22 protein-coding genes and 1 pseudogene are annotated in these 25,404 nt (G+C 56.4%); 18 read left to right on the plus strand and 5 right to left on the minus strand.

The features are described 5' to 3' along the window. Positions 1 to 3: 3 nt before the first annotated feature. On the minus strand, positions 4 to 1,800 hold the full coding sequence (locus tag ACR0JG_RS13755) for an IlvD/Edd family dehydratase (protein WP_480570463.1): 1,797 nt from the start codon (positions 1,798 to 1,800) through the stop codon (positions 4 to 6). Then, positions 1,797 to 2,555 (minus strand): SDR family oxidoreductase, encoded by a 759-nt coding sequence (locus ACR0JG_RS13760; protein ID WP_170635307.1) that lies wholly within the window; start codon positions 2,553 to 2,555, stop codon positions 1,797 to 1,799. Before ACR0JG_RS13760 ends, ACR0JG_RS13755 begins: the two co-directional genes overlap by 4 nt. A 190-nt stretch (positions 2,556 to 2,745) precedes the next feature. On the opposite strand from ACR0JG_RS13760, the gene ACR0JG_RS13765 reads away from it, so the two are divergent. Together ACR0JG_RS13765 and denD are read left to right on the plus strand one after the other, a co-directional pair. Further along, a complete protein-coding gene (locus ACR0JG_RS13765; protein ID WP_480570466.1) occupies positions 2,746 to 3,630 on the plus strand; it encodes an NAD(P)-dependent oxidoreductase in 885 nt (294 codons plus the stop codon). After that, positions 3,627 to 4,595, plus strand: coding sequence for a D-erythronate dehydrogenase (gene denD / locus ACR0JG_RS13770; protein WP_480570469.1), 969 nt, complete (start codon positions 3,627 to 3,629; stop codon positions 4,593 to 4,595). The genes ACR0JG_RS13765 and denD overlap by 4 nt, the downstream gene beginning before the upstream one ends. Here denD and ACR0JG_RS13775 read toward each other — a convergent pair. Continuing rightward, positions 4,592 to 5,242, minus strand: coding sequence for a GntR family transcriptional regulator (locus tag ACR0JG_RS13775; protein ID WP_170396177.1), 651 nt, complete (start codon positions 5,240 to 5,242; stop codon positions 4,592 to 4,594). The two genes, denD and ACR0JG_RS13775, sit on opposite strands and share 4 nt — an antisense overlap. Positions 5,243 to 5,439: 197 nt before the next feature. Between ACR0JG_RS13775 and ACR0JG_RS13780 the strand changes: the two genes are divergently transcribed. The 10 genes and pseudogenes from ACR0JG_RS13780 (at position 5,440) to ACR0JG_RS13825 (ending at position 16,444) form a co-directional block, all read left to right on the plus strand. Next, positions 5,440 to 6,453 carry a TRAP transporter substrate-binding protein gene (locus ACR0JG_RS13780; RefSeq protein ID WP_170396175.1) on the plus strand — a complete coding sequence of 338 codons (1,014 nt, stop codon included), beginning with the start codon at positions 5,440 to 5,442 and terminating at the stop codon, positions 6,451 to 6,453. Between the two features lie 79 nt (positions 6,454 to 6,532). Then, positions 6,533 to 7,702, plus strand: coding sequence for a mandelate racemase/muconate lactonizing enzyme family protein (locus ACR0JG_RS13785; protein ID WP_480570472.1), 1,170 nt, complete (start codon positions 6,533 to 6,535; stop codon positions 7,700 to 7,702). Positions 7,703 to 7,718: 16 nt separating this feature from the next. After that, positions 7,719 to 8,561: a TRAP transporter small permease subunit gene (locus tag ACR0JG_RS13790; RefSeq protein WP_255612041.1), complete on the plus strand. Its 843-nt coding sequence runs from the start codon at positions 7,719 to 7,721 to the stop codon at positions 8,559 to 8,561. After that, the gene (locus ACR0JG_RS13795; RefSeq protein WP_480570475.1) at positions 8,561 to 10,183 is read left to right on the plus strand and encodes a TRAP transporter large permease; all 1,623 of its coding nucleotides are present in this window, start codon (positions 8,561 to 8,563) and stop codon (positions 10,181 to 10,183) included. Before ACR0JG_RS13790 ends, ACR0JG_RS13795 begins: the two co-directional genes overlap by 1 nt. Positions 10,184 to 10,193: 10 nt before the next feature. Next, a complete protein-coding gene (locus tag ACR0JG_RS13800) occupies positions 10,194 to 11,144 on the plus strand; it encodes a phytanoyl-CoA dioxygenase family protein (RefSeq protein ID WP_480570477.1) in 951 nt (316 codons plus the stop codon). 24 nt (positions 11,145 to 11,168) lie between these two features. Further along, the gene (locus tag ACR0JG_RS13805) at positions 11,169 to 12,671 is read left to right on the plus strand and encodes an altronate dehydratase family protein (RefSeq protein ID WP_170396167.1); all 1,503 of its coding nucleotides are present in this window, start codon (positions 11,169 to 11,171) and stop codon (positions 12,669 to 12,671) included. Continuing rightward, a complete protein-coding gene (locus tag ACR0JG_RS13810) occupies positions 12,668 to 13,672 on the plus strand; it encodes a Gfo/Idh/MocA family protein (RefSeq protein WP_480570480.1) in 1,005 nt (334 codons plus the stop codon). Before ACR0JG_RS13805 ends, ACR0JG_RS13810 begins: the two co-directional genes overlap by 4 nt. Before the next feature lie 106 nt (positions 13,673 to 13,778). Further along, positions 13,779 to 14,699, plus strand: a pseudogene (locus ACR0JG_RS13815) (NAD(P)-dependent oxidoreductase); the annotation flags it as partial. Positions 14,700 to 14,702: 3 nt separating this feature from the next. After that, positions 14,703 to 15,584, plus strand: coding sequence for a DMT family transporter (locus tag ACR0JG_RS13820; protein ID WP_480570483.1), 882 nt, complete (start codon positions 14,703 to 14,705; stop codon positions 15,582 to 15,584). After that, the gene (locus ACR0JG_RS13825; protein WP_480570486.1) at positions 15,581 to 16,444 is read left to right on the plus strand and encodes a sugar kinase; all 864 of its coding nucleotides are present in this window, start codon (positions 15,581 to 15,583) and stop codon (positions 16,442 to 16,444) included. Before ACR0JG_RS13820 ends, ACR0JG_RS13825 begins: the two co-directional genes overlap by 4 nt. On the opposite strand, the gene ACR0JG_RS13830 is transcribed toward ACR0JG_RS13825, so the two are convergent. Continuing rightward, positions 16,431 to 17,627: a mannitol dehydrogenase family protein gene (locus ACR0JG_RS13830; RefSeq protein WP_480570489.1), complete on the minus strand. Its 1,197-nt coding sequence runs from the start codon at positions 17,625 to 17,627 to the stop codon at positions 16,431 to 16,433. The genes ACR0JG_RS13825 and ACR0JG_RS13830 overlap by 14 nt on opposite strands. Beyond that, the gene (gene uxaC, locus ACR0JG_RS13835) at positions 17,628 to 18,971 is read right to left on the minus strand and encodes a glucuronate isomerase (protein ID WP_480571128.1); all 1,344 of its coding nucleotides are present in this window, start codon (positions 18,969 to 18,971) and stop codon (positions 17,628 to 17,630) included. It abuts the gene before it with no gap. 123 nt (positions 18,972 to 19,094) lie between these two features. Here uxaC and ACR0JG_RS13840 point away from each other — a divergent pair, with 123 nt between their 5' ends. From ACR0JG_RS13840 to ACR0JG_RS13865, 6 genes are all read left to right on the plus strand, one after another. Then, positions 19,095 to 20,111: a Gfo/Idh/MocA family protein gene (locus ACR0JG_RS13840; protein WP_480570492.1), complete on the plus strand. Its 1,017-nt coding sequence runs from the start codon at positions 19,095 to 19,097 to the stop codon at positions 20,109 to 20,111. After that, a complete protein-coding gene (locus tag ACR0JG_RS13845) occupies positions 20,108 to 21,109 on the plus strand; it encodes a Gfo/Idh/MocA family protein (protein ID WP_480570495.1) in 1,002 nt (333 codons plus the stop codon). The genes ACR0JG_RS13840 and ACR0JG_RS13845 overlap by 4 nt, the downstream gene beginning before the upstream one ends. Next, complete coding sequence (locus tag ACR0JG_RS13850) at positions 21,106 to 22,158, plus strand: Gfo/Idh/MocA family protein (protein ID WP_480570498.1); 1,053 nt, start codon at positions 21,106 to 21,108, stop codon at positions 22,156 to 22,158. The genes ACR0JG_RS13845 and ACR0JG_RS13850 overlap by 4 nt, the downstream gene beginning before the upstream one ends. Further along, a complete protein-coding gene (gene uxuA, locus ACR0JG_RS13855; protein ID WP_480570501.1) occupies positions 22,155 to 23,336 on the plus strand; it encodes a mannonate dehydratase in 1,182 nt (393 codons plus the stop codon). Before ACR0JG_RS13850 ends, uxuA begins: the two co-directional genes overlap by 4 nt. A 224-nt stretch (positions 23,337 to 23,560) precedes the next feature. Next, the gene (locus ACR0JG_RS13860; protein ID WP_480570504.1) at positions 23,561 to 24,451 is read left to right on the plus strand and encodes an NAD(P)-dependent oxidoreductase; all 891 of its coding nucleotides are present in this window, start codon (positions 23,561 to 23,563) and stop codon (positions 24,449 to 24,451) included. Between the two features lie 11 nt (positions 24,452 to 24,462). Continuing rightward, a complete protein-coding gene (locus ACR0JG_RS13865) occupies positions 24,463 to 25,326 on the plus strand; it encodes a sugar phosphate isomerase/epimerase family protein (protein ID WP_480570507.1) in 864 nt (287 codons plus the stop codon). Positions 25,327 to 25,404 lie beyond the last annotated feature (78 nt).

Below are 25,404 nucleotides of genomic sequence, written 5' to 3' on the forward strand. Positions count from 1 at the left end.
CTTTTAGTGGTTATCGCGTGGCATGAAGCCTCGCGCGATATCGCGGTAGTTTTCTGCACCCTTGAGCGTCATACCGCGATCCAACTGATCTACTTTTTCGCGGAATAATTCCTGCCACGGGGATTGGTTGGGCGGGGTTGAATAACCACCCTTTGCCTCCAGATCGCGGGCGCGTTGATGCAGTTCTTCGAGCGAAACCAGCATATCTGCTGTGCCTTTGCCAAGATCGATGCGCAGTCGGTCACCATTTCGCACCAAAGCCAATCCACCACCCTCTGCAGCTTCGGGTGAGGCATTCAGGATAGACGGACTTCCTGATGTACCGGATTGCCGTCCATCACCGATGCAAGGAAGGGCTTCGATGCCCTGTTTCAACAAATATGAGGGCGGCCGCATGTTCACGACCTCTGCAGCACCAGGGTATCCTTTTGGTCCCGCTCCGCGCATAATCAGAATACAGTTTGCGTCGATGTTTTCTGCAGGATCATCAATCCGATGGTGAAAGTCCTCAGGCCCATCAAACACAACCGCCCTGCCCTCAAATGCATCCGGATCATCCGGGTTCGACAGGTAGGTCTCTCGAAATGCCTGTGAGATCACAGACGTCTTCATAATCGCACTCTCGAACAGGTTGCCCGAGAGATTGATGAACCCCGCCTGTTGCTTAACCGGGTTACTGACGGGCTTGATTACGTCGCTATTCTGAGACCGGCGTGCCGAGCAATTGTCGCCCATTGTCTTGCCGTTCACCGTTATCGCATCGGGATGCGGCAGCAATCCAGCATCAAGAAGCTCTCCGACAACGGCGGGTACACCTCCGGCCTGTTGGTAGTCTTCGCCCAGATACTTACCCGCTGGCTGCATGTTAACCAACAGTGGAACGTCGTGGCCAAGTTTCTGCCAGTCATCGTTGGTCAACGGAACACCAAGATGCCGGGCGATTGCATTCAGGTGGATCGGCGCGTTCGTCGATCCGCCAATCGCAGAGTTGATAACAATCGCATTCTCAAAAGCCTGACGTGTCATCACATCGCTCGGGCGTAGATCCTCCCAGACCATGTCCACAATGCGTTTACCCGTTTCATAACTGATTTGACCGCGCTCTCTATACGGGGCTGGAATGGCTGCTGATCCGGGCAATTGCATACCCAAGGCCTCAGCAAGCGAATTCATGGTCGTTGCTGTTCCCATCGTATTGCAATAACCCACGGAAGGTGCTGCGGCGGCTGCGATTTCCATGAACTCATCGGTGTCAATTTCGTCAGCCGCAAGGTCTTCGCGCGCTTTCCAAATAACCGTTCCCGATCCGGCGCGTTCACCTTTCCACCAACCGTTGAGCATGGGGCCGACCGACAGGGCAATCGCTGGGATGTTGACGGTCGCAGCGGCCATAAGAAGCGCGGGCGTGGTCTTGTCGCAACCAATGTTCAGAACAACGCCATCAATCGGATACCCGAATAGACTCTCAACCAAGGACAGATAAGCCAGGTTGCGATCGAGTGACGCCGTTGGCCGTTTACCGGTCTCTTGTATCGGATGGACCGGTATTTCGATGCACGTTCCCCCGGCGGCGATGATTCCATCGCGAACACGTTTGGACAATTCGATATGATGCCGATTACAGGGGCTCAAATCACTGCCGGTCTGAGCAATGCCAATGATCGGTTTGCCTGATTGCAGTTCCTCACGGGTCAATCCGTAATTCAGGTATCTTTCCAGATACAATGCCGTCATCTCAAGGTTCTCAGAATTCATGAACCACTTGCGAGATCGCAAATCGTTTTTTGATACTTTTGTCATTGGCCTGACCAACCCCCGTCAATTATGTGCGTGTGTCCTGTGGTGAATGCACTTTCATCGCTCGCCAGATAGACGACCAATGCAGCAATCTCTTCTGCTTTCGCTACACGCCCCATAGGCTGACGCGCCACAAATTGTGCAAGGGCCTCTTCTCTGCTGCCCAGTTGCTCGCCCAACGCATCTACGCGGTCACGCCAACTGGGACTGTCGACTGTTCCCGGACAAATGCAATTGCACCGGATTCCTTTTGTTATGAAGTCCACGGCTACCGATTTCGTCAGCCCAACAACAGCGGCTTTTGTCGTTCCATATACAAAACGATTTGGCGCACCGATTATGGAACCCAGCGCGGAAGACATATTGATTATCGAGCCTCCTCCGCGCTCTAGCATTCCCGGCAATACAGCCTTTGTCGTGCGCACCATTGAGCGCACATTAAGGTCCATGGCAAAATCCCACTCTTCATCGGTTGCATCCAGAATAGTTCCGTGATGCACGAACCCTGCGCAGTTGAACAAAACGTCCGGCTTCGCTCGCGCGACCCCATGATGAATGCTGTCATTATTCGTAACATCCATCTCGAAAATTTCGAGATTTTCGAGATTCTGACCGCGAATCAAATTCAGTTGTTCAGGGTTAATATCCGTCGCATAGACCTTTGCACCCTCTCTTGCCATTGCAATTGCGCTTGCAAGTCCGATCCCCTGTGCGGCGGCTGTGACCAGGACGCTTTTTCCCTTAAGTCTTTCTGACATATAAATATTCCGACCTCAAAAGTGGCGACTGGACAAGTGTTACGTCGTCCCACAGATCAACCGAGAAGCAAAGAAACCTTGGCGGATATGCAACGACTTCTGGCATGTGGGCACAGAGCCGTTAGCGTATGACAGAGATTTTGGTTTGGCCATAACCATGCGTGGCGCACCTTCGGAAGGACAGTAGATGATGAGCAAGCAGTTCAAAGTGGCTCTGTTGGGAACCGGCCTGATGGGAGCTCCTATGGCGCGGAATATTTTGCGCGCCGAGTTTCCGCTCTCTGTATGGAACCGCAGCTTGAAAAAGGCAAAACCGTTGACAGCAGAAGGCGCGACATTGGTGGAAACTGCCCCGCTGGCGGTTTCGGGTGCAGACGTAATAATAACCATGCTCTCGGATGGATACGCGACCGGCGCGCTACTTGCTGACGAGGCTTTCCGCGAGCAACTCAAACCGGGGATGATCTGGATTGATATGTCGAGCGCCAAACCCGAACACGCAAGAGAGCAATCCGCGCAGCTTTCCTCGATGGGGGTACTGCATCTGGACGCCCCGGTTTCCGGTGGCACCAAAGGTGCCGAAGCTGGCACCCTTGCGATCATGGTCGGTGGCGATCAGGACGTTATGGAGCGCGTGCGACCGGTTCTGACAGCAATGGGCGAGCCTGTGCATGTTGGCCCAAGTGGTTCTGGTCAATTGTGCAAATTGGCCAATCAAACAATTGTCGCTGTAACAATATCGGCTGTCGCCGAAGCGACTCTGCTGGCTCAGCAAGGTGGTGCGGACCCCTCCGCGTTGAGGGCCGCACTGAAGGGGGGCTTTGCGGATAGTATTATCTTGCAACAACATGGCGAACGCATGTCTGATGGAAATTTTACACCTGGGGGTTTGTCTAAGTTTCAACTAAAGGATTTGGACAACACGCTGGAGGAAGCGGGAAGCCTTGGCGTTGAGCTACCTAGCACCCGATCTGTGCGCGACCGTTTCGAATATCTGATAGACGAAATGGATGGGGCCGAACTGGATCATTCGGCTTTGTATCTAGAACTCAAAAAACGGAACGGAATGCTGTGACGCGGATCCTGATTATAGGCGGCGGAGGAATGCTGGGTCAGAAACTGGCCCATCGCGTGTCGACCCAAGAAACCTTCGGAGCCGATGCCCAAGTCTCACTGTTCGATCTCTCGTTCCCGCCCGACAGTGCGGCAGGTAATCAAATTGTGGGGAACTTGACTGCGTCAGGCATAGCTAAGTCTTTTGCTACGCAGCGGCCAGACGTCATTTTTCATCTTGCAGCTATCGTTTCAGGCCAAGCTGAAACAGACTTTGCGTTGGGTTGGGATGTAAACCTTATGGCAACGTGGGCACTGCTGAACGCACTTAAGGATGAACACGAGGCATCAGGAAACGAGTACACACCTCGTCTGGTTTTTGCCTCGTCCATAGCAGTTTTCGGGTCACCATTCCCCGAAAAGATAAGCGATGAGTTCCTCTCGGCACCTTTGACAAGTTACGGAGCGCAGAAAGCGGCCGCTGAATTGATGATCACGGATTTCAGCAGGAAAGGGTACATCGACGGTATTTCCTTGCGCTTGCCCACTTTGTGTGTGCGCCCGGGCAAAGCCAACGCTGCCGCTTCGTCCTTCTTTTCGGGTATAATCCGAGAGCCATTGAATGGGGATGAGGCTGTCTTGCCAGTTGCCGAAACCGTTCGCCACTGGCACGCCAGCCCCCGCGCCGCTGCGACTTTTTTGACCCACGCAGCAACAATGGACACACAGCTTTTGAATGACAGACGCGCATTGAACATGCCTGGCGTAAGTTGCACCGTCGCCGAACAAATCGAAGCTCTGCGCAAAGTGGCAGGTCAAGAAGCGGTTGGCCTAATCAGGCGAGAACCCGACGAGGCAATCGAACGAATAGTCAAGAATTGGCCGCGCGACTTTCAAACAGATCGCGCTCTGGAGTTGGGGTTCGAAGCGGAATCAAGCTTCGACGAAATCATTCGCGTGTATTTAGAAGACGATTTTCGGCTTTAGTCGCCCATCGTCTTTCCAGTTAGGTGGCGTTCCAGATGATCGTGAATTTTCTCTCGTGTTAACTGCTCATCCCCTGACAATGCTGCTTCAAGTATATCGGCATGGTGTCTTATGTTCTGAGAAATGAATTCAAAGTTCCGGTCTGCAACCATCAACTGCTGCCTGAACTGCGCGTAAACTCGGCTATGCATTTGTTTTAAAGTTTCCGAGCCACAGGCAGAAATAAGTGTTTGGTGAAACTCCTTTTCCGAGGCAAACCATATCTCGATAAGGCCGCTCGGGTCGTCTGTGGCGTGAATGCGTTTTTCGATATGGCTGAGTTTGTGATGTGCGGCCGTCAATCTTGCTTCCCAATCCACCCCGCCATTACGGATCGACATTGCGGTGCCTTCGGCCTCCAACAGAACACGGACGTGCGTCAATTCGATTAGCTTCTGCGGCGATCGCATTGGCACGCGGAAACCTTTTTGTTCCTGAAAGTCCACCAAACCAACAGCGGCCAAACGAAAAAGGACTTCACGAACGGCGCTCGCAGAACAGCCATACACTTTACGAAGTTCTTCAGCCCGCACCTTCGCTCCATGCTCGAATCCATTAGAGATCAGGCGCATCTTAAGATCTTGATAAATATCTATTTCGTCGTTCATTCCAGTATGCACCTTCAAGTTTTGTCCAAGTAGCGTCCTAACCTTATTTTCGAATTATCGCAAGAATCTCGAAATTTTTAGAAATTTCAATTTTTTCTTGTTGCATTCGATTCTTCGGCTTAACGTTTACCTGCGCGACAGCAAAGGAGGCGGCAAGATCTTCCACACCGCGCACGCTCAACGTCTGGGAGGACAATATGAAAATAGTCAAGACAGCGGCCCTGGCGGCCGTAGCCACGACAATGGCAGCCGGTTTCGCGATGGCTGAAACAACGAAGCTTAGAATTCAAACCCATTTTTCGCCCGAAACTCTGTCAGGCCAGATGGCTGCAAAATTCGTTGAAGACATTCAGGAAATGTCGAACGGCGAAATCGAAGTTGAAATGTTCTATTCCTCTTCGGTGGTCAAATCAGTTGAAACCTTCGATGCCGCAGCTACAGGAATTCTGGATTGCGACATGACGGGCGGCGGCTATCAGACCGGTAAAAACCCGGCCTTCCAGTTTGCGGGCGACCTGCTCGGCGGATATCAGAACCCATATCAGCAAATGGCTTGGCTTCTTCATGGCGGCGGAAGAGAAGCTGTAAATGATCTATACAACGGCTACGACATGGAATTCATCGGATGGTGGATTCCCGGGCCAGAGTCGTTGTCTTCGACCAAGCCGATTGCAAAAGTGGAAGACTTCAAAGATTGGAAGTTCCGCTCGCCTCCAGGCCTTGCAACCAAGGTGTTCGCGGAACTTGGTGCTTCTCCGATCGTGATGGATTTCAACGAAATTTTCACGGCTTTGGAAACCGGCATCATTGATGGTGCGGATGCTGCGAACCTGACGAACAATGTGGGCCTCGGTCTGTACGAAATCGCAGGTCACACAAACTATCCCGGTTTCCACTCGATGCCTGCAGATCACCTAGCTTGTCGCAAAGACGTCTGGGAAGCGATGCCCGCGCATCACAAGAAGATCATGGAAGTCGCAATGGATAGCCTGGCATTGCACAATGCCACAATCAATGAGGTGCAGAACGCTCAGACTGCAAAAGACCTGAAGGCAAAAGGCGTTCAGTTGTACGAATGGTCGCCTGAAGACCTGGCAGCGTATCGCGCGGCCGTTCAGGTCGGTTGGACTGAGTTCGCAACGACACCTGAAGCACAGGCGCTTTTGGAAAGCCACATCAACTTCCTGCGTGACCTGGGCGCAATGCAATAATCAGGCTTCGATCGAACTACGACACACGGAAAGGCCGCGCTTGCGGCCTCTCCGGATCGGCGCCGGGATCCAGAACTTCATGAAAATCACCAGAATAATAAGTCATGTACTGCAGTACGACATGCCGGAAGTTCTGGGCTACTCGCAACAGTATTATGACAAGCGTACAACCCATCTGGTCGAGATTCAGACAGATGAAGGGGTAACCGGTTGGGGGGAGTGCTTTGGTCCCGGAAACATAGCCATTGCGAACAAATCCATCGTGGAAAAAGTAATCCAACCAATGGTCCTTGGCATGGACCCTTTGGACAAAGACGTGATCTGGCACAAGGTGTACAATCTTTTGCGAGACCATGGCCAATGCGGAATGCCAATACAGGCTTTGTCCGGGGTGGACATCGCACTTTGGGACATCTCCGGCAAAATCTCTGGCCTCCCCCTCCATAAGCTTGTCGGCGGGGCTCATCGCGCAAGCGTTCCTTGCTACGGCTACGGCATGATGCTCCGGGATGAACCGATTTCTAGTCTTGCAAGCCGTTTTGAGGATGAAGCCGCAAAGATCAAGTCAATGGGATTTACCGCCACCAAAATGAAAACGGGCTTTGGCCCGAAGCCTGATGTGAAACTGTGCGAAGCAGTTAGACGCGGAGTTGGTGACGACTTTCCTTTTATGGTCGATGCAAACCATGCCTATACGACTTCAGACGCGTTCTTTGTCGGTCGGGCGCTGGAAGAACTGGACGCATATTGGTTCGAAGAACCGGTCGCGCCAGAAGACATTGACGGATACCGCGAACTGCGCACTTCGCTTAAAGTAAACATCTCGGGCGGAGAGGCGGTATTCAATCGCTGGGCATGGCGCAATCTTCTTGAAAACCGTGGCATCGATATCGCGCAGCCAGAGGTTTGTGCTTTGGGCGGTGTTTCAGAGTATCTCAGGGTACTGTCACTATGCCACGCACATTTCACGCCGGTCGTAAATCACGTCTGGGGTAGCGCCATCGCCGTCGCAACTAATCTGCATTTACTAGCGGCCATGCCCGCAATTCCAGGCGGCTTGCATCCATGGGAGCCGATGCTGGAGTTCGACACAACGGACAACAAGTTTCGGGACGATCTGCTGACCGAACCGCTGGAAATTCAAAATCAGGTCAAGGCCAACAACGGCCGAGTCATGATCCCGACTGGCCCCGGATTGGGTGTCGAGCCGGACCGAGACTTTATCGATCACTACAGGATCGAAGGATAGGGACGAGGGTTACGCGATGCACAAGAACTCAGGCGGACTAATTGAATGGCTCATACCGTTGGCCTTCGTCGCAACAGCCAGCTGGCTTGTTTGGCATCTTCCCGCATTCCTATTGGACTGGCTGCCTTACACCTCTGAATCCCTCAAAAGTCAGGTAACTGAAATATATCTGCGCAGCGACGTTACGCCCGAATTGTCTGGCGTATTCGGGGGGTATGTCGACATCATCGACATGGCCGCGCTCGTCCTTCTACCGTTTCTTGCAGTGATTGGTACCAAGACCGTGCGCCCGGCGACGATGGAGTTCGAAGGCTCGACGGTAATGGACCGTTTCGCCCTGTTCATAGGTCGAGTGACGATGATGATGATCGCAATCATGACTGTCGTCATGCTCTACGAAGTCTTCATGCGCTACATACTGGAGAAGCCGACCGAGTGGGCGAACGAAATGACACTCTGGTTCGCCAGCTTTGTGTTTTTAATGTCTGGCTACTACGCCATGCAGCAACGCAGTCACATTCGAATATTCCTGATGTACGACGCAGTTCCACGTTGGCTTCAGCGCGTTTTTGATACGGTTTCGACTATACTGATCGTGCTATTTGCCTTCTTTCTTGTCTACGGCAGCTACAAACAGGTGTTCGTCAACAAGCTCTACAAATGGGAGCTTTATGGCTCTGCCTTCAATCCGCCGATCCCGGCGACGTTGCAGCCGATGGTGCTGATCGTGATTACGCTCGTCGCAATGCAAGCAATTTTGAACCTGGTCGCGGATTGGAACAAAGAACCGGAAATCCACACAGATGAACCGGACGAAGACGAAATTGAAATGATCAAACGGGCGGTGGGACAAGACTGATGGACATTGGAACAATCTCACTCATCCTGATGGTCGCCCTGATTGTGCTTCTGGCGATCGGGATGCCCTTGGGTCTGGCCTCGGCTTCGCTTGCGGTTCTGGTTCTTGTGCTCAAGTTCGAACCGACACTGCTTTTAAACCCGTTTTCATTCGGCGACGGGATTCTCACAGGTCGGCCTGGGACTGGGCCGCTCTATATCCTGGCGCAGAAGATATACGGGCTCTTAACGGACTACGTGCTCATATCCGTGCCATTGTTTATCTTCATGGCGTCGCTGCTAGAGCGGTCCGGGATCGCGCGCGACATGTATTCGTCGCTGAATGTCTGGCTGTCCAGAACACGCGGCGGCATCGCGATCGTGACCTCGATCATGGCGGTGATCATGGCGGCCATGTCCGGCATCATCGGCGGTGAGGTTGTCCTGCTGGGCCTTATCGCCCTGCCCCAAATGCTGCGCCTGGGCTACGATCAGAATCTCGCGATCGGCGTCATCTGCGCCTCTGGGTCGCTGGGCACCATGATCCCTCCTTCGATCGTTCTGATCATCTACGGGCTGATCACCGAAACCTCGATCAAGTCACTGTTCACCGCGTCTTTCATTCCCGGCTTCATGCTGGCCTCGATGATCATCCTGTACATCATCATCCGCACGCGGTTGAATCCTCATCACGCTCCGCTGCCGGAACCAGACCCGAACGACCCCGAACCAGCCGAGAAACGCAAACTGTTTGGTGCCTTCATGAGCATCGTCATCGCCGGATTTTCCACCGTTCTGTTTATCCGGGCCGCTTTTTTCGAGCTGTCAGGCTCAAACGCTGCCAGCCAGGGCGAACCAGCGCGATTGGGGACAGCTGACTACCTGCCCTGGTTTGCCGGTATCACGATCGTCGCCCTTCTGCTGATTTTCTTCGTCTTTGGCAGACAGCGCGCAAAAATCGGTTGGGAAATGGGCAAGGGTCTCGTCGCGCCGCTGGTTGTAATCGGCGTCGTGCTCGGCTCGATCTATGGCGGGATCACAGGGATCACTGAGGCTGCTGGCATGGGCGCCTTCGCCGTCCTGATCATCGCCATCCTACGGGGCGAAGGATCGTTCGAGCTGGTTTGGGACAGCTTGATGCGGACACTAAAATCCACAGGCACCATCATCTGGGTTACGATCGGGGCCGCCGCGCTGGCGGGTGCCTACACCATTGCTGGAGGGCCCCAATACGTGGCCGACCTGATCGTCGGCCAGGAGCTGCCGACCATGTTGGTCATTCTGGTAATGATGCTGATCTTGCTGTTCATGGGCGCATTCATGGATTGGGTCGGCATCGTACTGTTGATCATTCCGGTCTTTCTGCCGATCGTCCTGCGCCTTCCTATCGAGGAAATCGGAGTCTTTGGCCAGTTGGAGCCGAGTCATGTCGCCATCTGGTTCGGCGTCGTGTTCTGTATGAACATGCAGGTCAGCTTCCTCTCGCCCCCTTTCGGCCCGGCCGCGTTCTACCTGAAGTCAGTGGCTCCGCCGCATATCAGCCTGACGGATATCTTCCGCGGCTTCCTGCCATTCATCGGGATCCAGTTGCTGGCGCTTTCCGTTCTTCTGATCTGGCCGGGTATCATCGCGCTGCTGTTGTGAGGTTGCACCCATGCTGACACAAGATGCGATTGGCAAGTTCCAGACCGATGGATACCTCGTGGTTGAGGATGTAATTCCCCGCGATGTCCTGGGTCGGGTGCAAGCGGAATACTCAGATGTCCTGAACCGGCTCTATGACTGTTGGTACAAAAAAGGACTGGTCAAGGACGAGCCGTCCGGAATGACCTTCTGGGACAAACTTCTGTCCGCCTATCAGGCCGGATGCGACTATTTCCAGCCGCTGGACATCTCGCTGCCCGGCGATCGGATCATGGCGGACACACCGTTCCATATTGGGCCCGCAGTGTTCGACTTGCTGACGGCCCGTCCCATGCTTGACATTGTCGAGCAGCTGATCGGGCCAGAGTTGGTGAGCAATCCAATCCAGCACGTTCGGCTGAAGCCCCCTGCCCTGAAGCTGTCCAAGGACGAGGTGCGCGCGCACATCACCGCAACGGACTGGCATCAGGACCGAGCGGTTGCGCTGGAGGATGCTGATCAGACCGACATGGTCACGGTGTGGATTGCCGTCAACGATGCAACCGTCGAAAACGGCTGCCTGCAAGTGCTGCCAATGGCACCGGACCAAACCATCCTGCCGCATTGTTCCCGGACGCAGACAGGCATTGCTTACGGGTTCATTGATGAAGGCCGCGCCGTACCCCTTCCTGTCAAGGCCGGCGGGATAATCCTGTTTCACCCTTTGACGCCACACGCTTCGCTGATCAATAAAACGGACCGGTTCCGCTGGTCGTTCGACATCCGCTTTAGTGCAGCAGGTCAACCGACCGGTCGAGATCATTTCCCCAGCTTCATCGCGAGGTCCAGATCGCGCCCCGAAACCGAGCTGCGAGATTGGCGCGTCTGCAAGTCCAATTGGGAGGCGGCACGAGCAAGACTGTCTGGCAAGCCGCATATAGATATTCACCGGTGGTCATCGGACTCACCGTTCTGCGCCTAGCTGCTGCCGCCAGGAAAGCTGATTATGACTTTTGTACGTTTAGATCGAACGGATAGCGTGGTGGTTGCAACTCGGCACCTGGAGGCCGGCAGTATGGTCGAGGATGTCACGACCAATGCGCGCATCCCCTCGGGGCACAAGGTCGCCACGCGGAATCTTGCACTCGGCGATCCGGTCAGAAAGTACGCCCAGATCATCGGCTACGCCACCCAACCGATTGAACCCGGCGACCATGTGCACACCCACAATGTCGAGTTCCGCAACACCAGCGTGAACTACGAGTTTGCGACGGATCACAGACCCACGAAACCCGCCAACTCGGTCGATACGTTTATGGGCTACCACCGGGATAGCGGTCGGGTCGGCACGCGCAACTACATCGCGGTTCTGACCACCGTGAACTGTTCGGCAACTGCGGCCCGCATGATCGCCAATCACTTCACGCCGGACAAGCTGGCCGAGTTTCCGAACGTCGACGGCGTGGTGGCCTTTGTCCACGGAACGGGCTGCGGAATGGCCGATTCCGGCGACGGTTTTGAAGCCCTTCAACGGGTCATGTGGGGGTTTGCAAAACACCCCAACCACGCTGCCGTTCTGATGGTCGGTCTAGGCTGCGAGATGAACCAGATCGACTGGCTGCTGGACGCGTATGGGCTGAAGCAAAGTCCCACCTTCCAGACGATGAACATCCAGAACGTCGCCGGATTGCGTCGGACCGTGGAAATGGGCATCAACAAGATCAAAAAGATGCTTCCCATTGCCAATGAGGCGAGGCGCAGCGAAGCCCCGGCGTCCGAACTGATGGTTGCGCTGCAATGCGGTGGCTCGGACGCTTGGTCCGGCGTGACCGCGAACCCGGCGCTCGGACATGCCTGCGACCTGTTGGTTGCGCAAGGCGGCACAGGTGTACTTGCGGAAACACCCGAAATTTACGGAGCCGAACACCTTTTGACCCGCCGCGCCCTTAGTCGCACAACTGGGGAAAAACTGATCGGACTGATCGATTGGTGGCAGGACTATACCGCTCGCAATCACGGTTCGATGGACAACAACCCAAGCCCCGGCAACAAGCAAGGGGGTCTGACGACCATCCTAGAGAAGTCGCTGGGGGCCGCGGCGAAGGGCGGAACCACCCCTTTGACCGGTGTATTCAAATACGCCGAACCCATCACCGCCAAAGGCTTCACCTTCATGGACAGCCCCGGATATGACCCGGCCTCGGTGACCGGGCAGATCGCGGCTGGGTGCAACCTTGTGTGTTTCACCACGGGACGCGGCTCTGCATTTGGGTCCAAGCCGGCACCCACGCTGAAAATCGCTACCAACTCTGAATTGGCAGCACGCATGCCCGAAGACATGGACGTGGATGCGGGCGACATTCTGACCAAAGGCGCCAGCGTCGAAGAAAAAGGACAGGAAATATACCGACGGCTGCTCCAAGTCGCCTCTGGCGCGCGGACCAAGTCCGAGGCGCAGGGCTTGGGTGACTACGAATTTGTTCCCTGGCAAATCGGAGCGGTGATGTGAAACGGATTCTTGTAGCCGGCGGCGGATTAATCGGTATCCGCCACGTCCGCGCCGTGATTGAGCATCCCGGTTGCCAGTTGGTCGGGTTGGCCGATCCAGATGGCTCGATCCAGATCGACGCGCCGCGTTTTGCCAGTATGGACGAGGTGCAAGACCCGGTAGATGGCGTCATCATCGCCACTCCGACCCGCCTGCATGCCGAACATGGCATTCTGGCCGCATCCCGCGGTTGGCACATGCTGATCGAAAAGCCGGTTGCCGCGTCGGTCGATGATGCCCTGCGCCTGAAGACGGCCGTTCGCCAGGCCAATGTCCGCAGCCTTGTAGGCCATCATCGGCGGTATCATAAAATCTTGCAACACCTGAAGGAGGTGATCGCGCAAGGTACGATCGGACAAGTCATCAATGTCTCGTTGCTGTGGGCCATGCGCAAACCCGACAGCTATTTTGAACAGAACTGGCGGACTTCCGATGGCAGCCCAGTCATGATCAATCTGGTGCATGATATCGATGTCCTGCGCTTTGTGATCGGAGAAATCTCGGATGTCGTCGCCCTGCCCGGAGCGCCCATCCGCGGATCGGAACGGATAGAAAGCGGGGCTGTCGCGATCGCATTCGAAAACGGCGCGACGGGCACTATCAGCTTTGCCGATACCGCACCCAGCCCCTGGGGGTTTGAGGCCGGAACCGGCGAAAACCCGAACATCGGCACGACCCATCAGGACATGATCTGGATCACGGGAACCAGTGGCGCTGTGAGTTTTCCTTCCATGACCCTGTGGCGCGGACAGGATTGGGGCACTGCGGCCCAAAAAGACCAACTTACACGACCGGAACAACAACGCGCACCGCTAGAGGTGCAGCTGGATCACTTCCTTGACGTGATCGATGGAGCTCCTCCACTGATTGACGTCGAGGATGCAGCCCGAACGCTCGAGGTCACATCACGGATTGAACAGGGGCTAAAGGCGCGAACGACTCGAGCGCGGGCGCCGGCCTGATGGACATGCGGCCCAGCCAAATGCCGGACCACCCAAAAACCAATGATTATCCACCGAGCAATATGAGCATTAAAAAAGCAAAGCCGCCCGCAACAAACACAAGAATAAAAACCAGACACATTCACGGAAAGGGAAACCAATGAGCAAACCATCAATCGGGTTTATCGGCTTGGGACTAATGGGCGGAGCCATGGTTAGCCGACTGTTGGACCAAGGATATTCGGTCGCTGTATTGGGAAACCGCGACCGCACGTACCTGGACGCCGCGATTGACCGAAGCGCCCGCGAGATGCGAAACGCCCAAGAACTGGCTCAGGCCAGCGACATCGTGATGCTGTGCATGGGCACCTCCGAACAAGTCGAGGGTCGTATGCGCGGTGCAGATGGAGTGATTGCGGGATTGAAGTCCGGCGCGATTGTCATCGACTTTGGCACCTCGCTTCCTGGCAGCACACGCGCCTTGGCCGAGGAGGTTGCCGCAGCCGACGGAAGCTATCTTGACGCACCGCTTGGCCGGACACCTTCACACGCGCTGGAAGGCAAGCTCAACATTATGACGTCTGGCGACAAGGCTGCCTTTGACAAGGCCGAGCCGACACTGAAAGATTTGGGCGAAAACGTTTTTTACCTTGGCCCCGTTGGGTCCGGACACACGATCAAGCTGATCAACAACTTCTTCGGAATGACCGTTGCGAACGCGATGGCCGAAGCCTTTGCCATGGCTGACATCACCGGTGTTGACCGCAAGCAGCTGTATGATGTGATGGCCGCAGGGCCGCTGCATTCCGGAATGATGGATTTCGTCAAAGCCTATGGCGTTGAGAGCGACCCAAATCAGCTGGCCTTTGCGATCAAGAACGCGGCAAAAGACCTTGGGTATTATGACCGTATGGCACGCGAGGCAGGCGTTATCAGCTTGATGTCGCAGGGCGCGCTTTCGGCGCTGAATGACGCCCGCGACCACGGTCAGGCGGATGACATGGTAAGCCAGATGGTTGACTACTACGTCAAGCGTTTCAACACCTGATCGATGGCCGTCTCCGCCAACCCCACCGCTGACCTGCCGCGCCTTGGCATTGTGCTGATGCTGATGGCGTGGCTGTTCTTTTCGTTGGTTGACCTTGGGGCCAAGTGGTTGGCGTTGGCCGGAGTGCCAGCATTTCAGTTGGCGTTCATGCGCTATGCGGGGCACTTCGTGATCTCAGTGGGCGTGATCGCCAAGGGCGGGATAGAGGCCGGTCGGTTCAAGACTGACCATCCATGGCAGGTGATAAGCCGGGCCTTGCTGCTGATCTCGGCGACCGTTTTCAATTTTTATGCCCTACGGTTTTTGCCACTGACCGTTGTGTCGGCAATCATGTTCTCCAGCCCGGTCATCGTGTGCTTTCTGTCCGTCTTTGTATTGAAAGAAAGCGTGGGCCCATGGCGTTGGGCGGCTATAATCCTGGGCTTTCTGGGGGTGTTGGTTGTCGTACGGCCGTTTGGTTCGGCCTTTCATCCGACCATGCTGCTGATCGTATACAATGCCACCGCTTTGGCTTTGTACTCGATTATGACGCGCAGGCTGTCCGGGGTCGTTGCCGTGGACACTATGCAATTCTACCTCGGGCTTACCGGTACGGTGGTCCTGTTGCCGTTCGCCATCTGGTTTTGGGTCCAGCCAGAAAACACGTGGAGCCTGATTGTACTGATCGGCCTTGGTGTGTTTGGCTGGTGCGGGCATCAGCTGCTGACGAACGCGCATCGGTTTGGAACGGCGAGCCAGTTGATGCCATTCACCTATTCGTTCCTAATCTACGTGGCAATCTGGGGTTATCTGTTCTTTGACACAGTACCGGACGCATTCACGTTGGCGGGGGCTGCGCTGATCATGGCTGCCGGTCTCATCATCTGGAAAAGAGAAAAGAAATGACGCGAATTGCCTGCATCGGCGAAGCAATGATCGAATTGTCCATGCTGGAAACCGGCGCGAAGGTGGGCGTCGCGGGGGATACGCTGAACACGGCCATCTACATGCACCGTGCCGCGCCTGACCTGCAGGTGGAGTATGTGACATGTCTAGGCGACGATCCGTTCTCAAGGCGTATCGTGGACTTCATCGCCAGTCATGACATCGGAACATCCGGCATCCGCATCATTCCGGACGCCTCTCCGGGACTATACGCGATCACTACATCTGCGGACGGTGAACGCAGCTTTACCTATTGGCGCAGCGAGGCGGCCGCCCGTCAGCTTTTTGCCGATCACGACTTCAGCCCGCTGAACGGTTACGACGTGCTGTACTTGTCAGGGATTTCCGTGGCCATTCTTCCGCATGCAGTCAGGCTTGCGCTTCTGGACTGGCTCGAAGGCTCTTCCGTCCGGTTGGTATATGACAGCAACTTTCGTCCGCGTCTTTGGGACAGCGTCCAACACGCTCGGCAGATTAACCAACGGCTTTGGCAACGTGCAGACATTGCCCTGCCGTCCATTGACGACGAGATGGCATTGTTCGGGGAAAGCGCGGACCAGGTGGCTGCACGCTTTGCCGATCATCACGGTGTTGGTGCGTTGAAACGCGGAGAGAATGGCCCTTTGTCCATCGGTCAGAACACTGACCAAACCTATGAACCTGCCAAAAACGTGCTGGATACGACAGCGGCGGGCGACAGTTTCAACGGTGGGTACCTCGCGGCCTTGCTGATGGGGAAATCACAGGCCGACGCCCTGATGGCTGGACACAATTTGGCTTCCACCGTTGTTCAATTCCGCGGCGCGATCATTCCCGGATAAGTGGCGCGAGATCCTCAGCGCCAACGAGACCCAAAAGCGGCGCTACCGGGTCCGGCTGCTTGACAGCCGAGGCAATTTCCAACGCGCAAGGATCGTTCAGCGCCCTGCCCTTGGCGGTCTGGGACATGCAATAGGAGATCCAGGCCCGCATCCCTGCAATCACCGCCTGAGAGCCGGTCTCACGGAGTGTGGGAACAAACCGATACGGCAGCTTCTGGCTGCCATCCATCGCGATTTGGTCCAGACGATGCGCCAGCTCGGGGTTTTCAAAGCGGCGCAACAAAGCCCCGGCATAATCCGGAACCTGTGCTTGCAGTGCAGCGGGCAGCGTTGCGCCCGCATCCTTCATCAACTCAGAAACCAGCGGGCGCAAAACCGGGTCTCGAACCGCTTCGTGGACGTAGGTCATGCCCCGCTCCAACCCGGCATAAGCCAACAGGGAATGGGCACCGTTCAACATGCGCAGCTTTCGCATCTCGTGCGGGGCTACGTCATCGACCAGTTGCACTCCCGGCCAATCCGGGTGCGGACCGGAGAAACTGTCTTCGATCACCCACTCCGAGAACGCCTCGGTCGGAACAGCCATAGGATCGCCGCTGATTGCGCGAACGGCGTCCGTGGTAGCCGGGGTGATCCGGTCGACCATCGCGTTGGGAAAGCGAACAGAGTCCCAATTCACGTCCAGACCGGCTGCTTCCGCAAAATCGGCAACTGCCGTTTCGAGCGTCTTGCCGTTTTCCATGCGATTGTCACAACTTAGTACCGTTACTGGCTTGCGCCGTTCCGCAAGGCCATAAGCTAAAAACCCGATCAGCGTCGCAGGCCCTTGCCCTGCCAGATCGGCGGCAATCGCTGGATCCTGAAGGTTCAGCTTGCCCGCGGCGTCCAAGTGATAACCTTTCTCGGTAACGGTTGCCGAAATGATCTCGGCATCCGCCATCACATCGAATATCTCTGCGCGATCCTTGGGCGCGACCAGAACGTCACGCAGAGCCTTGATGCGCCGGACTCCCTGCCCCTGTACGCACAAATCGTACTCGAATCCCTGTCGGGCCAATCCATCCCGAACCGAGGATGAACGCAGGCTGACGCCGACAACGTCCCATTCGCCCGCTTGATCGGTGTAATCCAGCAAGTGCGCCCGGGCAAAGTTTCCAAGGCCGAAATGAAGAATTGTACCCATCTAGCTTTGCAACCTGTAAACCTGTTTCGCCAGATCGACCGCCAGCAATCGCGCCAGATGCTCGGCACTGTCCCGATCGAAATAGCCGCGCGCAACCTGCTCCGCCAGATGAATCGCCACACCCCTTCGCCACAGGTCGTGACGTGCAGGAATGGACAGGAAAGCCCGCGTGTCGTCATTGAATCCGGCCAGATTGTAATATCCGGCCGTTTCAACGACCTGATCGAAATACCGCGCAATCCCGGCTGGGCTGTCGTGGAACCACCAAGGCGGCCCGATCCTAAGGCACGGCCAATGTCCCGCCATCGGGGCCAATTCACGGGCATAGGTGCTTTCGTCCAATGTGAAAAGTATGATGCGCAGTTCCGCCGAGTTGCCGACCCGGTTCAACAGCGCCTCAAGGCTCGTGACCCAATCCATCGCGATTGGAATGTCGGCCCCCTTGTCCCGTCCGAAGTCCCGCAGTACCGCGTGGTTCGTGTTGCGCTTGCTGCCAGCATGTATCTGCATTGTCAGACCATCATCGACAGACATCTGCGCCATTTCGATCAGCATATGCCCATAGAACCGGCGAGCATCCTGTTCGGTACCTTCCCGCCGTCTCAGCCGCTGGTACAGCGCATCCGGGTCGTCCAGCCACTCGGTCTGTACGCGTTCGATACCGTGGTCGGTGGCAGTACATCCCAGCTGGATGAAGTAAGCCCGCCGCATTCGCAGCGCGTTGAGGTAGCCATCATAGCTGCTCAGATCGCAGCCTGTCAGCTCGGCCAACTTGTTCAGGTTCTGTACGAACTCCGGGTCCGCCCCATCCAAAACCCCGTCTGGGCGGAACGTCGGAACAACCCGCCCGCCCCAACCGCTTGTACGGATCTCCCGATGCTCCACGAGTGCGTCAAGAGCGGAATCCGTGGTGGCCAGAACCTCGATCCCAAACCTGTCGAACAAAGCCCTCGGACGAAATTCGGGTCGCGCCAGCTTTTCTGAGATCTTATCATAAATCAGGTCAGCCGTGCGCAAAGACAACTCTTCAGACACGCCCAGCGTTTCGTGCAGCACGTAGCTAATCCAGATCCGGGATGGCGTTCCCAGAAACAGATGCCAGTGTTCGGCAAAGGTGCGAAAAACGGCGCGGGGATCCTTCTTTCGCCCCTCTTCCCCAACGCCAAGTTCGGACAAAGGAACGCCCTGCGAATAGAGCATACGGAATACGTAATGGTCGGGAACCACAAGCAGCTCTGCCGGGTTGGGAAACGGCTCATCGGTTGCAAACCACCCCGGATCGCAGTGACCATGCGGAGACACGATTGGCAGGTCCTTGATGCCCAAGTACAGGTTTTCTGCCATGCCATTCAAATTGCCAGTCAATTCTGCCTCCGATACTGCTGCCCGCAATTGTTAACACAGTTTTTAATGGTTGCATCTTTCCCGTTCGAACCCGCAGACTGACCGTGTGATCCGGGGGAATGAATGAATATTGCGCTGATTGGTTTGGGGATGGTTTCGGGCACGCATGTCGCTGCCATTCGAGCATCGGATCAAGGCCTCAGTCTTGCCGGCGTCCTCGGGCGCAACTCTGAAAAAGCAGCTGAGTTCGCGCGGCGAAACGGCACCCGCGCATTCGGCTCGATCGAGGAAATCGCAGACGACCCAAACGTCGACTTTGCGATCATCGCAACACCGCCCGATCAGCGCTCAGAGTTGGTTCGGGTTCTTTCGAGCGCTTCGAAACCGATCCTGTTGGAAAAGCCCATCGAGAGAACGCTGGGCGCCGCGACAGCCATCGTCGAGCAGTGCGAGGTATCCGGTGTGCCGCTGGGCATCGTCTTTCAGCACCGCGCCCGCGCCGCCTCGCAGGCGCTGAAATCAGCCATTGAACAAGGTGAGCTGGGCGCGATCGCCACGGTGGAGATCCGTGTCCCCTGGTGGCGCGATCAGAGCTACTATGACGAGCCGGGTCGCGGCACTTATGCGCGCGACGGAGGCGGTGTCATGATCTCGCAGGCAATCCACACGCTTGATCTTGCGATGTGGCTGCTGGGGCCGATCTCGGGCATTCAAGCCATGATGAGAAAAACTCCGTTACACGTTCTCGAAGCTGAGGATTGGGCAGGTGCAGTCTTTGAAACGGATAGAGGCGCCGTGGGCACTATGATGGCGACTACTGCCGAATATCCCGGGGCCGCTGAGTCCATTACCATCCAAGGCACACGCGCCAAAGCGCATCTGGAGTCAGGTGTCCTGACCTTAACGACTTTCGATGGTCATAAATCCACGGTTGGCGAAACGTCCGCCACAGGCGGAGGGGCCGATCCCATGGCGTTCACCCATGCTTGGCATCAGGCGGTCATCGAGGATTTCGCCAAGGCTGTTGCCGATGGCACGCTGCCCATGGCCACCGGACGCAGTGCCCTTTTGACCCACGCCGTCATAGACGCGATGCAGATCGCCAATCGAACCGGCCAGAAAACACGAGTCATCTCATGAGCCTGACCTGCGTCGCCCTTGGCCTGGACCACCGCCATATCTATGGCATGACGGAAAACATGCGTAAAATCGGCGTGGACTGCGTTGGCTACTGGACACAAGGCGATCCGGAATCGCTACCGGGCTACGTCAAAAGGTTTCCCGATATTCCGCGGCTGGCCCGACTGGAAGACGCCCTAACCAGTGGGGCGGATCTGGCGCTGATTTCGGCAATACCGGCAGATAGGGCCGCGTTGACGATCCGCGCCATGCAAAACGGCATGGATGTCATGAGCGACAAGCCGGGCTGCACGACGTTCGAGCAACTCGACCAGATCAAGCGAGCGGTCGCCGACACCGGTCGAATCTGGTCGGTGAATTTTTCCGAACGATTCGAAACGCCCGTCAGCACCCGGGCGACCGAGTTGGTCGAGTCCGGTGCCATCGGGCGCGTGATCCAGACGGTTGGGCTTGGCCCGCACCGATTGAACCGGGCAACCCGGCCGGATTGGTTTTTTCAGCGTGACCGCTATGGCGGTATTCTGACCGACATCGCCTCGCATCAAATCGATCAGTTCTTGCATTACACAGGTTCGAAAACCGCAGAAATCACGAACGCTTATGTGGCGAACTACGCAAACCCCAAAGATCCCGGATTGCAGGATTTCGGAGAACTCAATCTAAGAAGCGAGAATGGCACCGGGTACATCCGGGTTGACTGGTTCACGCCGGATGCCTTGCCAAACTGGGGGGATGGTCGTCTGACGATCCTCGGAACCGAAGGATATATCGAGTTGCGGAAATACGTCGATGTGGGTGGGGCCTCAGGGACAGACCATCTGATCCTCGTCAATGGTGAAACCTGCCAAAAGATCGACGCAGCCGACGCCGGCCTTCCCTACTTCGCGCGCCTGGCCGATGACATCCGCAACCGGACCGAAACCGCGATGACACAGACCCACTGCTTTACGGTCATGGAACTGGCACTGCACGCGCAGGAAATGGCGCAACGCAGATGATCAACGTTGCGATCCTTGGCGCAGGTATCGGTGCGCAACATCTGGACGCTCTGGAACGGCTTGACCGCACCTTTCGCGTAGCCGCCGTGGTCGACCAGAATACGGACCGGATCGAACAGATACGGCAGAACTCGGATTTTCGAGCACTAACCAACATTCAGGACGCTCTTGATGATCCGGCGATTGATGTCATCGACATCTGCCTGCCGCCCCATCTGCATGTACCGACCACCCTTGCAGCACTGGCCGCAGGAAAACACGTTGTCTGCGAAAAGCCTCTTGCGACCTCGATGCAAGATGTGGATCGGATCACGGCAGCCACACGCAGCGCGGGCAAGCAGGTGTTTCCGGTGTTTCAATACCGGTGGGGGCCGTCACTGGCCCAACTGCGCCACCTGCAACGCGCAGGCCTGACCGGAGCGGTCCAAACTGCCGCGCTTGAGACCCATTGGTCCCGCGGGGCAGACTATTACGCTGTGCCGTGGCGGGGAACATGGGCTGGTGAACGCGGCGGCGCAGTGCTGGGCCATGCCATCCACAACCATGATCTGCTGGCTCATATCGCGGGTGAAATCGCCTGGGTGTCTGCAATGGCCACAACGCGGGTCAACCCGATCGAGACCGAAGACTGCGCCGCGATCTGCTTTGGCATGACTTCCGGAGCTTTGTGTACAAGCAATATCACCCTGGGCGCCGCCACGGACGAAACCCGCCTGCGGTTCGTCTTTGAAAAGGTGACCGCCACCTCTGGCACGGAACCCTATGCCCCGGGTCAAACGCCCTGGACATTCGTCGCGCGGGACCCGGTGGACCAAGCCGCTATCGACGACGCCCTTGCAGCCTCCGCTGCCGAGCCAACGGGGTTCGAAGGGTTCTTTACCGAAGTCGGCAGGGCGCTGCGGTCCGAGGCAAATTCGGCCGTTACGCTGAAGGATGGCGCTGCATCCATCGGCCTTGTGACAGCGATTTATCACGCGGCGCGCACCGGGCAGCGCGTTGCTCTTCCCATCAGGTCCGATCACCCGCTGTATGAAGGATGGCTGCCATGAAACAATGCTGGCGTTGGTTCGGACCCGATGATCCGATCGCCCTTGCCGCTCTCCATCAAGTCGGGGTTCAGGGCATCGTCACCGCGCTGCATCACATCCCGCCGGGACAGCCCTGGGACGAACCAAGCATCGCCGATCGGCAAGCAGTTCTGGCTACTGCCGGGTACAGTTGGGACGTTGTCGAAAGCCTGCCCGTTTCCGAGGCGATCAAAACACAGTCCGCAGACATGGCTGAACATCTGCAGGCGTATAAGTCCAGCCTCAGGTCCCTGTCCGCCCGTGGCATCAAAATCGTTTGCTACAACTTCATGCCAATCCTGGATTGGACGCGCACCGCCCTTCGCGCACCGCAGCCGCACGGCGGAACGGCCATGCTGTTCGACCTGACCGATTTTGCTGTTTTCGACATACATATTCTTGAACGTCCGGGCGCGTCCGAAGACTATTCCAGCGACGTCCAGCAAACGGCCAAGGATCGCTTCTTGCGCATGTCGGATAAATCCAAGGCCCAGTTGCAGCATAATGTCACAGCGGGGTTGCCCGGCGCCAACGATCAGTGGAGCGTGCAGGACGTGCGCGCTTTGTTGCAGACCTATGCACATATCGACCGTGACCGGCTTCGCGCAAACCTGATCGACTTCCTGTCAGAAGTCGCCCCAGTCGCCCAAGAACTGGAACTACGCTTGTGCTGTCATCCGGATGATCCGCCGTTCTCGTTGCTTGGTCTGCCGCGGATCATGTCCAGTACCGATGACTACGGCGCCGTTCTGGATGCGGTTGATTTGTTGGCGAACGGCGCAACGTTGTGTACCGGATCGCTGGGAGTGTCTCCCGAATTTGATGGGCCGGACTTCGTGCGCAGGCATGGCGACCGAATTCACTTTGTCCATCTGCGGAATACCAAACGCATCGCCGGATTAGACAGCCAGAAACCGGACTTCTTTGAGGCCCCGCATCTGGAGGGCGACACCGACATGGTCGGCACCATTCGCGAACTGATGAACGAACAGCGCCGCCGCAAATCCCAAGGGCGTTGCGACTGGCAAATTCCGATGCGACCCGACCACGGACAAGAACTGCTGAGCGATCTGGGCGGACACAGTACTCCCGGCTATCCGTTGATCGGGCGTATGCGCGGGCTTGCGGAACTGCGCGGCATCATGGCGGCGTTCTCGTAACGCGTCGGATCAGGCGGTTTCTTTTCGCCCGCAACACTTCTTTGCTTGCCTGAGCGCCGCATTCTTCGTTTAATTGCTATACGTAAACGGGCAGCGGGGTGTCTTCCGGACTCGCCCGACGTCTGTACAAGACGCGTGAAACTCCCGCGAAAACCGATGCGATTGGGCATCATTTTTCGAAACGTCTGCCATACGGCAATGGCGAAATATCGGGAGGAGTCCAAATGAAAACTGCAGGCGTAATAGGTCTTGGCGACATGGGCAGCGGCCTTGCCAAGAACCTGATCAAGAATGGCTTCGAAACATCAGGTTTCGACCTGAGCGAGACGCGCATGACGGCATTTGCTGACATGGGCGGCCGGCACAAGGACAGCGTGGGACAGGTCGGTCGACACGCCTCCAGTGTGTTTGTCATGGTGATGAACGGAGATCAGGCCCGCGATGTCATTCTGGGTGAAAACGGGCTGGTTGCGAACATGGCCAAAGGCGGAACGGTCATCCTGTCGGCGACCATTACCCCGACCGAAGCCCGCGCCATCGGGCAGGATATGGAAGGCTCGGGCATTAACTTAATCGACACGCCGGTCTCAGGTGGGTTTCCCGGCGCGCAGAACGGCACATTGACGATGATGGCTGCCGGTGCTGCGGATGTGCTGGACCGAAATGCAGAAGTCATGAAGGCAGTGTCGGCAACAATTCATCGGGTCGGCGAAAGCGCTGGCGACGGGCAAACCGTGAAAGCCTGCCTGCAATCCCTGATCGGATCGATCTTTTCCGCCACATTCGAGGCTGCGGCCCTGGCGGCCAAAGCCGGTGTCAGCGGTCAGGCATTACTTGATGTGTTCTCCTCATCCAGCGCGGGGTGCGGCGTCGTGAATTCCGCCCTTGAAAACATCATTGATCGCAAGTTCGAGGCCACCGGTAGCCATATCGCAACCATGCACAAGGACCTGACGATCTCGCTAGCACTGGCCGGTGCGTTGGGCGTTCCAATGCACACAGCTTCATCCGCTATGCAGATCTTTCACGCAGGAAAAACCAAATACCCAAATGGCGACAACTGGGTGTGTACTCGCGTCATCGAAGAGATCGTTGGCGCAGAATTGCATCGCTGAGGGGACCGGACATGAAATTAGGTGTAATTTGCGACGGCATTTCCCGCGATCTGCGGCATGCCGTGGACGTGATGGACGAGTTCAGCCTGGACTATGCAGAGCTTCAATTCGTTGGCGATGCGGAGGTCGGGGATCATTCCCCGCAGGAAGTTGCCGAGATCAACGCGCTCTTGCGCGACCGAGGCAAGCCTGTGTCATGTCTGTCGCGCCATATCTTTGCTGGGATGACAGCTGCCAATAGGCCCGGCGACGACCTGCACACTCGGCATATGGACGCCTTGAAACGCGTAGTCGACATGGCGCATGTTGTTGGGTCTCCGCTGGTTCGGATCATGACTCAACGAAAAGAGCAGATACTGTGGGGAAAAAACGGCGCCGAGAAGTGGAACGTAGCGCATGGGGTATGGGACTCGATGCCGCCGCTGATCGCGCCGGCGGTTGAACTGGCAAGAGCTGAGGGCGTGACGCTTGTCGTGGAAACCGGAAACGGCACGCTGGTCAATTCCAGCTATACGGCCCGCAAGCTGATTGACGAGTTGGACGCAAAAGACTCTTTGAAAGTGCTGTGGGACCCCGGAAACAACTGCTGGTGCCATGAACTGGCATACCCAGACGGTTATGAAGAACTGCGCGGCGGCTATCTGGGTCACATTCACATCAAGGACGTAAAGGTCGACACGCCGCGGGCAACGCTGGAAGTGCGCCGCATGGGGGAAGGTCAGCTTGCGCCTTTGTTCCAACCCATCGCGGACGCGCTCAGATCCGACGCCTATGATGGCGTCATTTCCTTCGAGAGTGTTTATCACCCCGGCAACGGGAATTTCGAAGATGGTTTTCGTCTGTGTGTGGACAGGTTCAAAAGCCTGTTTGCATGAACTTACAGTCAATATACCCTATAAATCAGATATTTGAGCCCCGCAGCTGAATGCCGAATGGGGTATACGAGACTGGTC

This window comes from Ruegeria sp. AD5 (assembly GCF_056542345.1).

Bases quoted from the DNA above. Each gene is read 5' to 3' on its own strand.
- ACR0JG_RS13850 (WP_480570498.1), top strand. From the start codon at position 21,106: ATGATCAACGTTGCGATCCTTGGCGCAGGTATCGGTGCGCAACATCTG.
- ACR0JG_RS13845 (WP_480570495.1), top strand. From the start codon at position 20,108: ATGAGCCTGACCTGCGTCGCCCTTGGCCTGGACCACCGCCATATCTAT.
- ACR0JG_RS13820 (WP_480570483.1), top strand. From the start codon at position 14,703: ATGGCCGTCTCCGCCAACCCCACCGCTGACCTGCCGCGCCTTGGCATT.
- ACR0JG_RS13775 (WP_170396177.1), bottom strand. From the start codon at position 5,242: ATGAACGACGAAATAGATATTTATCAAGATCTTAAGATGCGCCTGATC.
- ACR0JG_RS13790 (WP_255612041.1), top strand. From the start codon at position 7,719: ATGCACAAGAACTCAGGCGGACTAATTGAATGGCTCATACCGTTGGCC.
- ACR0JG_RS13760 (WP_170635307.1), bottom strand. From the start codon at position 2,555: ATGTCAGAAAGACTTAAGGGAAAAAGCGTCCTGGTCACAGCCGCCGCA.
- ACR0JG_RS13765 (WP_480570466.1), top strand. From the start codon at position 2,746: ATGAGCAAGCAGTTCAAAGTGGCTCTGTTGGGAACCGGCCTGATGGGA.
- ACR0JG_RS13865 (WP_480570507.1), top strand. From the start codon at position 24,463: ATGAAATTAGGTGTAATTTGCGACGGCATTTCCCGCGATCTGCGGCAT.
- ACR0JG_RS13805 (WP_170396167.1), top strand. From the start codon at position 11,169: ATGACTTTTGTACGTTTAGATCGAACGGATAGCGTGGTGGTTGCAACT.
- ACR0JG_RS13785 (WP_480570472.1), top strand. From the start codon at position 6,533: ATGAAAATCACCAGAATAATAAGTCATGTACTGCAGTACGACATGCCG.
- ACR0JG_RS13840 (WP_480570492.1), top strand. From the start codon at position 19,095: ATGAATATTGCGCTGATTGGTTTGGGGATGGTTTCGGGCACGCATGTC.
- ACR0JG_RS13860 (WP_480570504.1), top strand. From the start codon at position 23,561: ATGAAAACTGCAGGCGTAATAGGTCTTGGCGACATGGGCAGCGGCCTT.
- uxaC (WP_480571128.1), bottom strand. From the start codon at position 18,971: ATGGCAGAAAACCTGTACTTGGGCATCAAGGACCTGCCAATCGTGTCT.
- ACR0JG_RS13800 (WP_480570477.1), top strand. From the start codon at position 10,194: ATGCTGACACAAGATGCGATTGGCAAGTTCCAGACCGATGGATACCTC.
- ACR0JG_RS13795 (WP_480570475.1), top strand. From the start codon at position 8,561: ATGGACATTGGAACAATCTCACTCATCCTGATGGTCGCCCTGATTGTG.
- ACR0JG_RS13825 (WP_480570486.1), top strand. From the start codon at position 15,581: ATGACGCGAATTGCCTGCATCGGCGAAGCAATGATCGAATTGTCCATG.
- uxuA (WP_480570501.1), top strand. From the start codon at position 22,155: ATGAAACAATGCTGGCGTTGGTTCGGACCCGATGATCCGATCGCCCTT.
- ACR0JG_RS13830 (WP_480570489.1), bottom strand. From the start codon at position 17,627: ATGGGTACAATTCTTCATTTCGGCCTTGGAAACTTTGCCCGGGCGCAC.
- ACR0JG_RS13780 (WP_170396175.1), top strand. From the start codon at position 5,440: ATGAAAATAGTCAAGACAGCGGCCCTGGCGGCCGTAGCCACGACAATG.
- ACR0JG_RS13755 (WP_480570463.1), bottom strand. From the start codon at position 1,800: ATGACAAAAGTATCAAAAAACGATTTGCGATCTCGCAAGTGGTTCATG.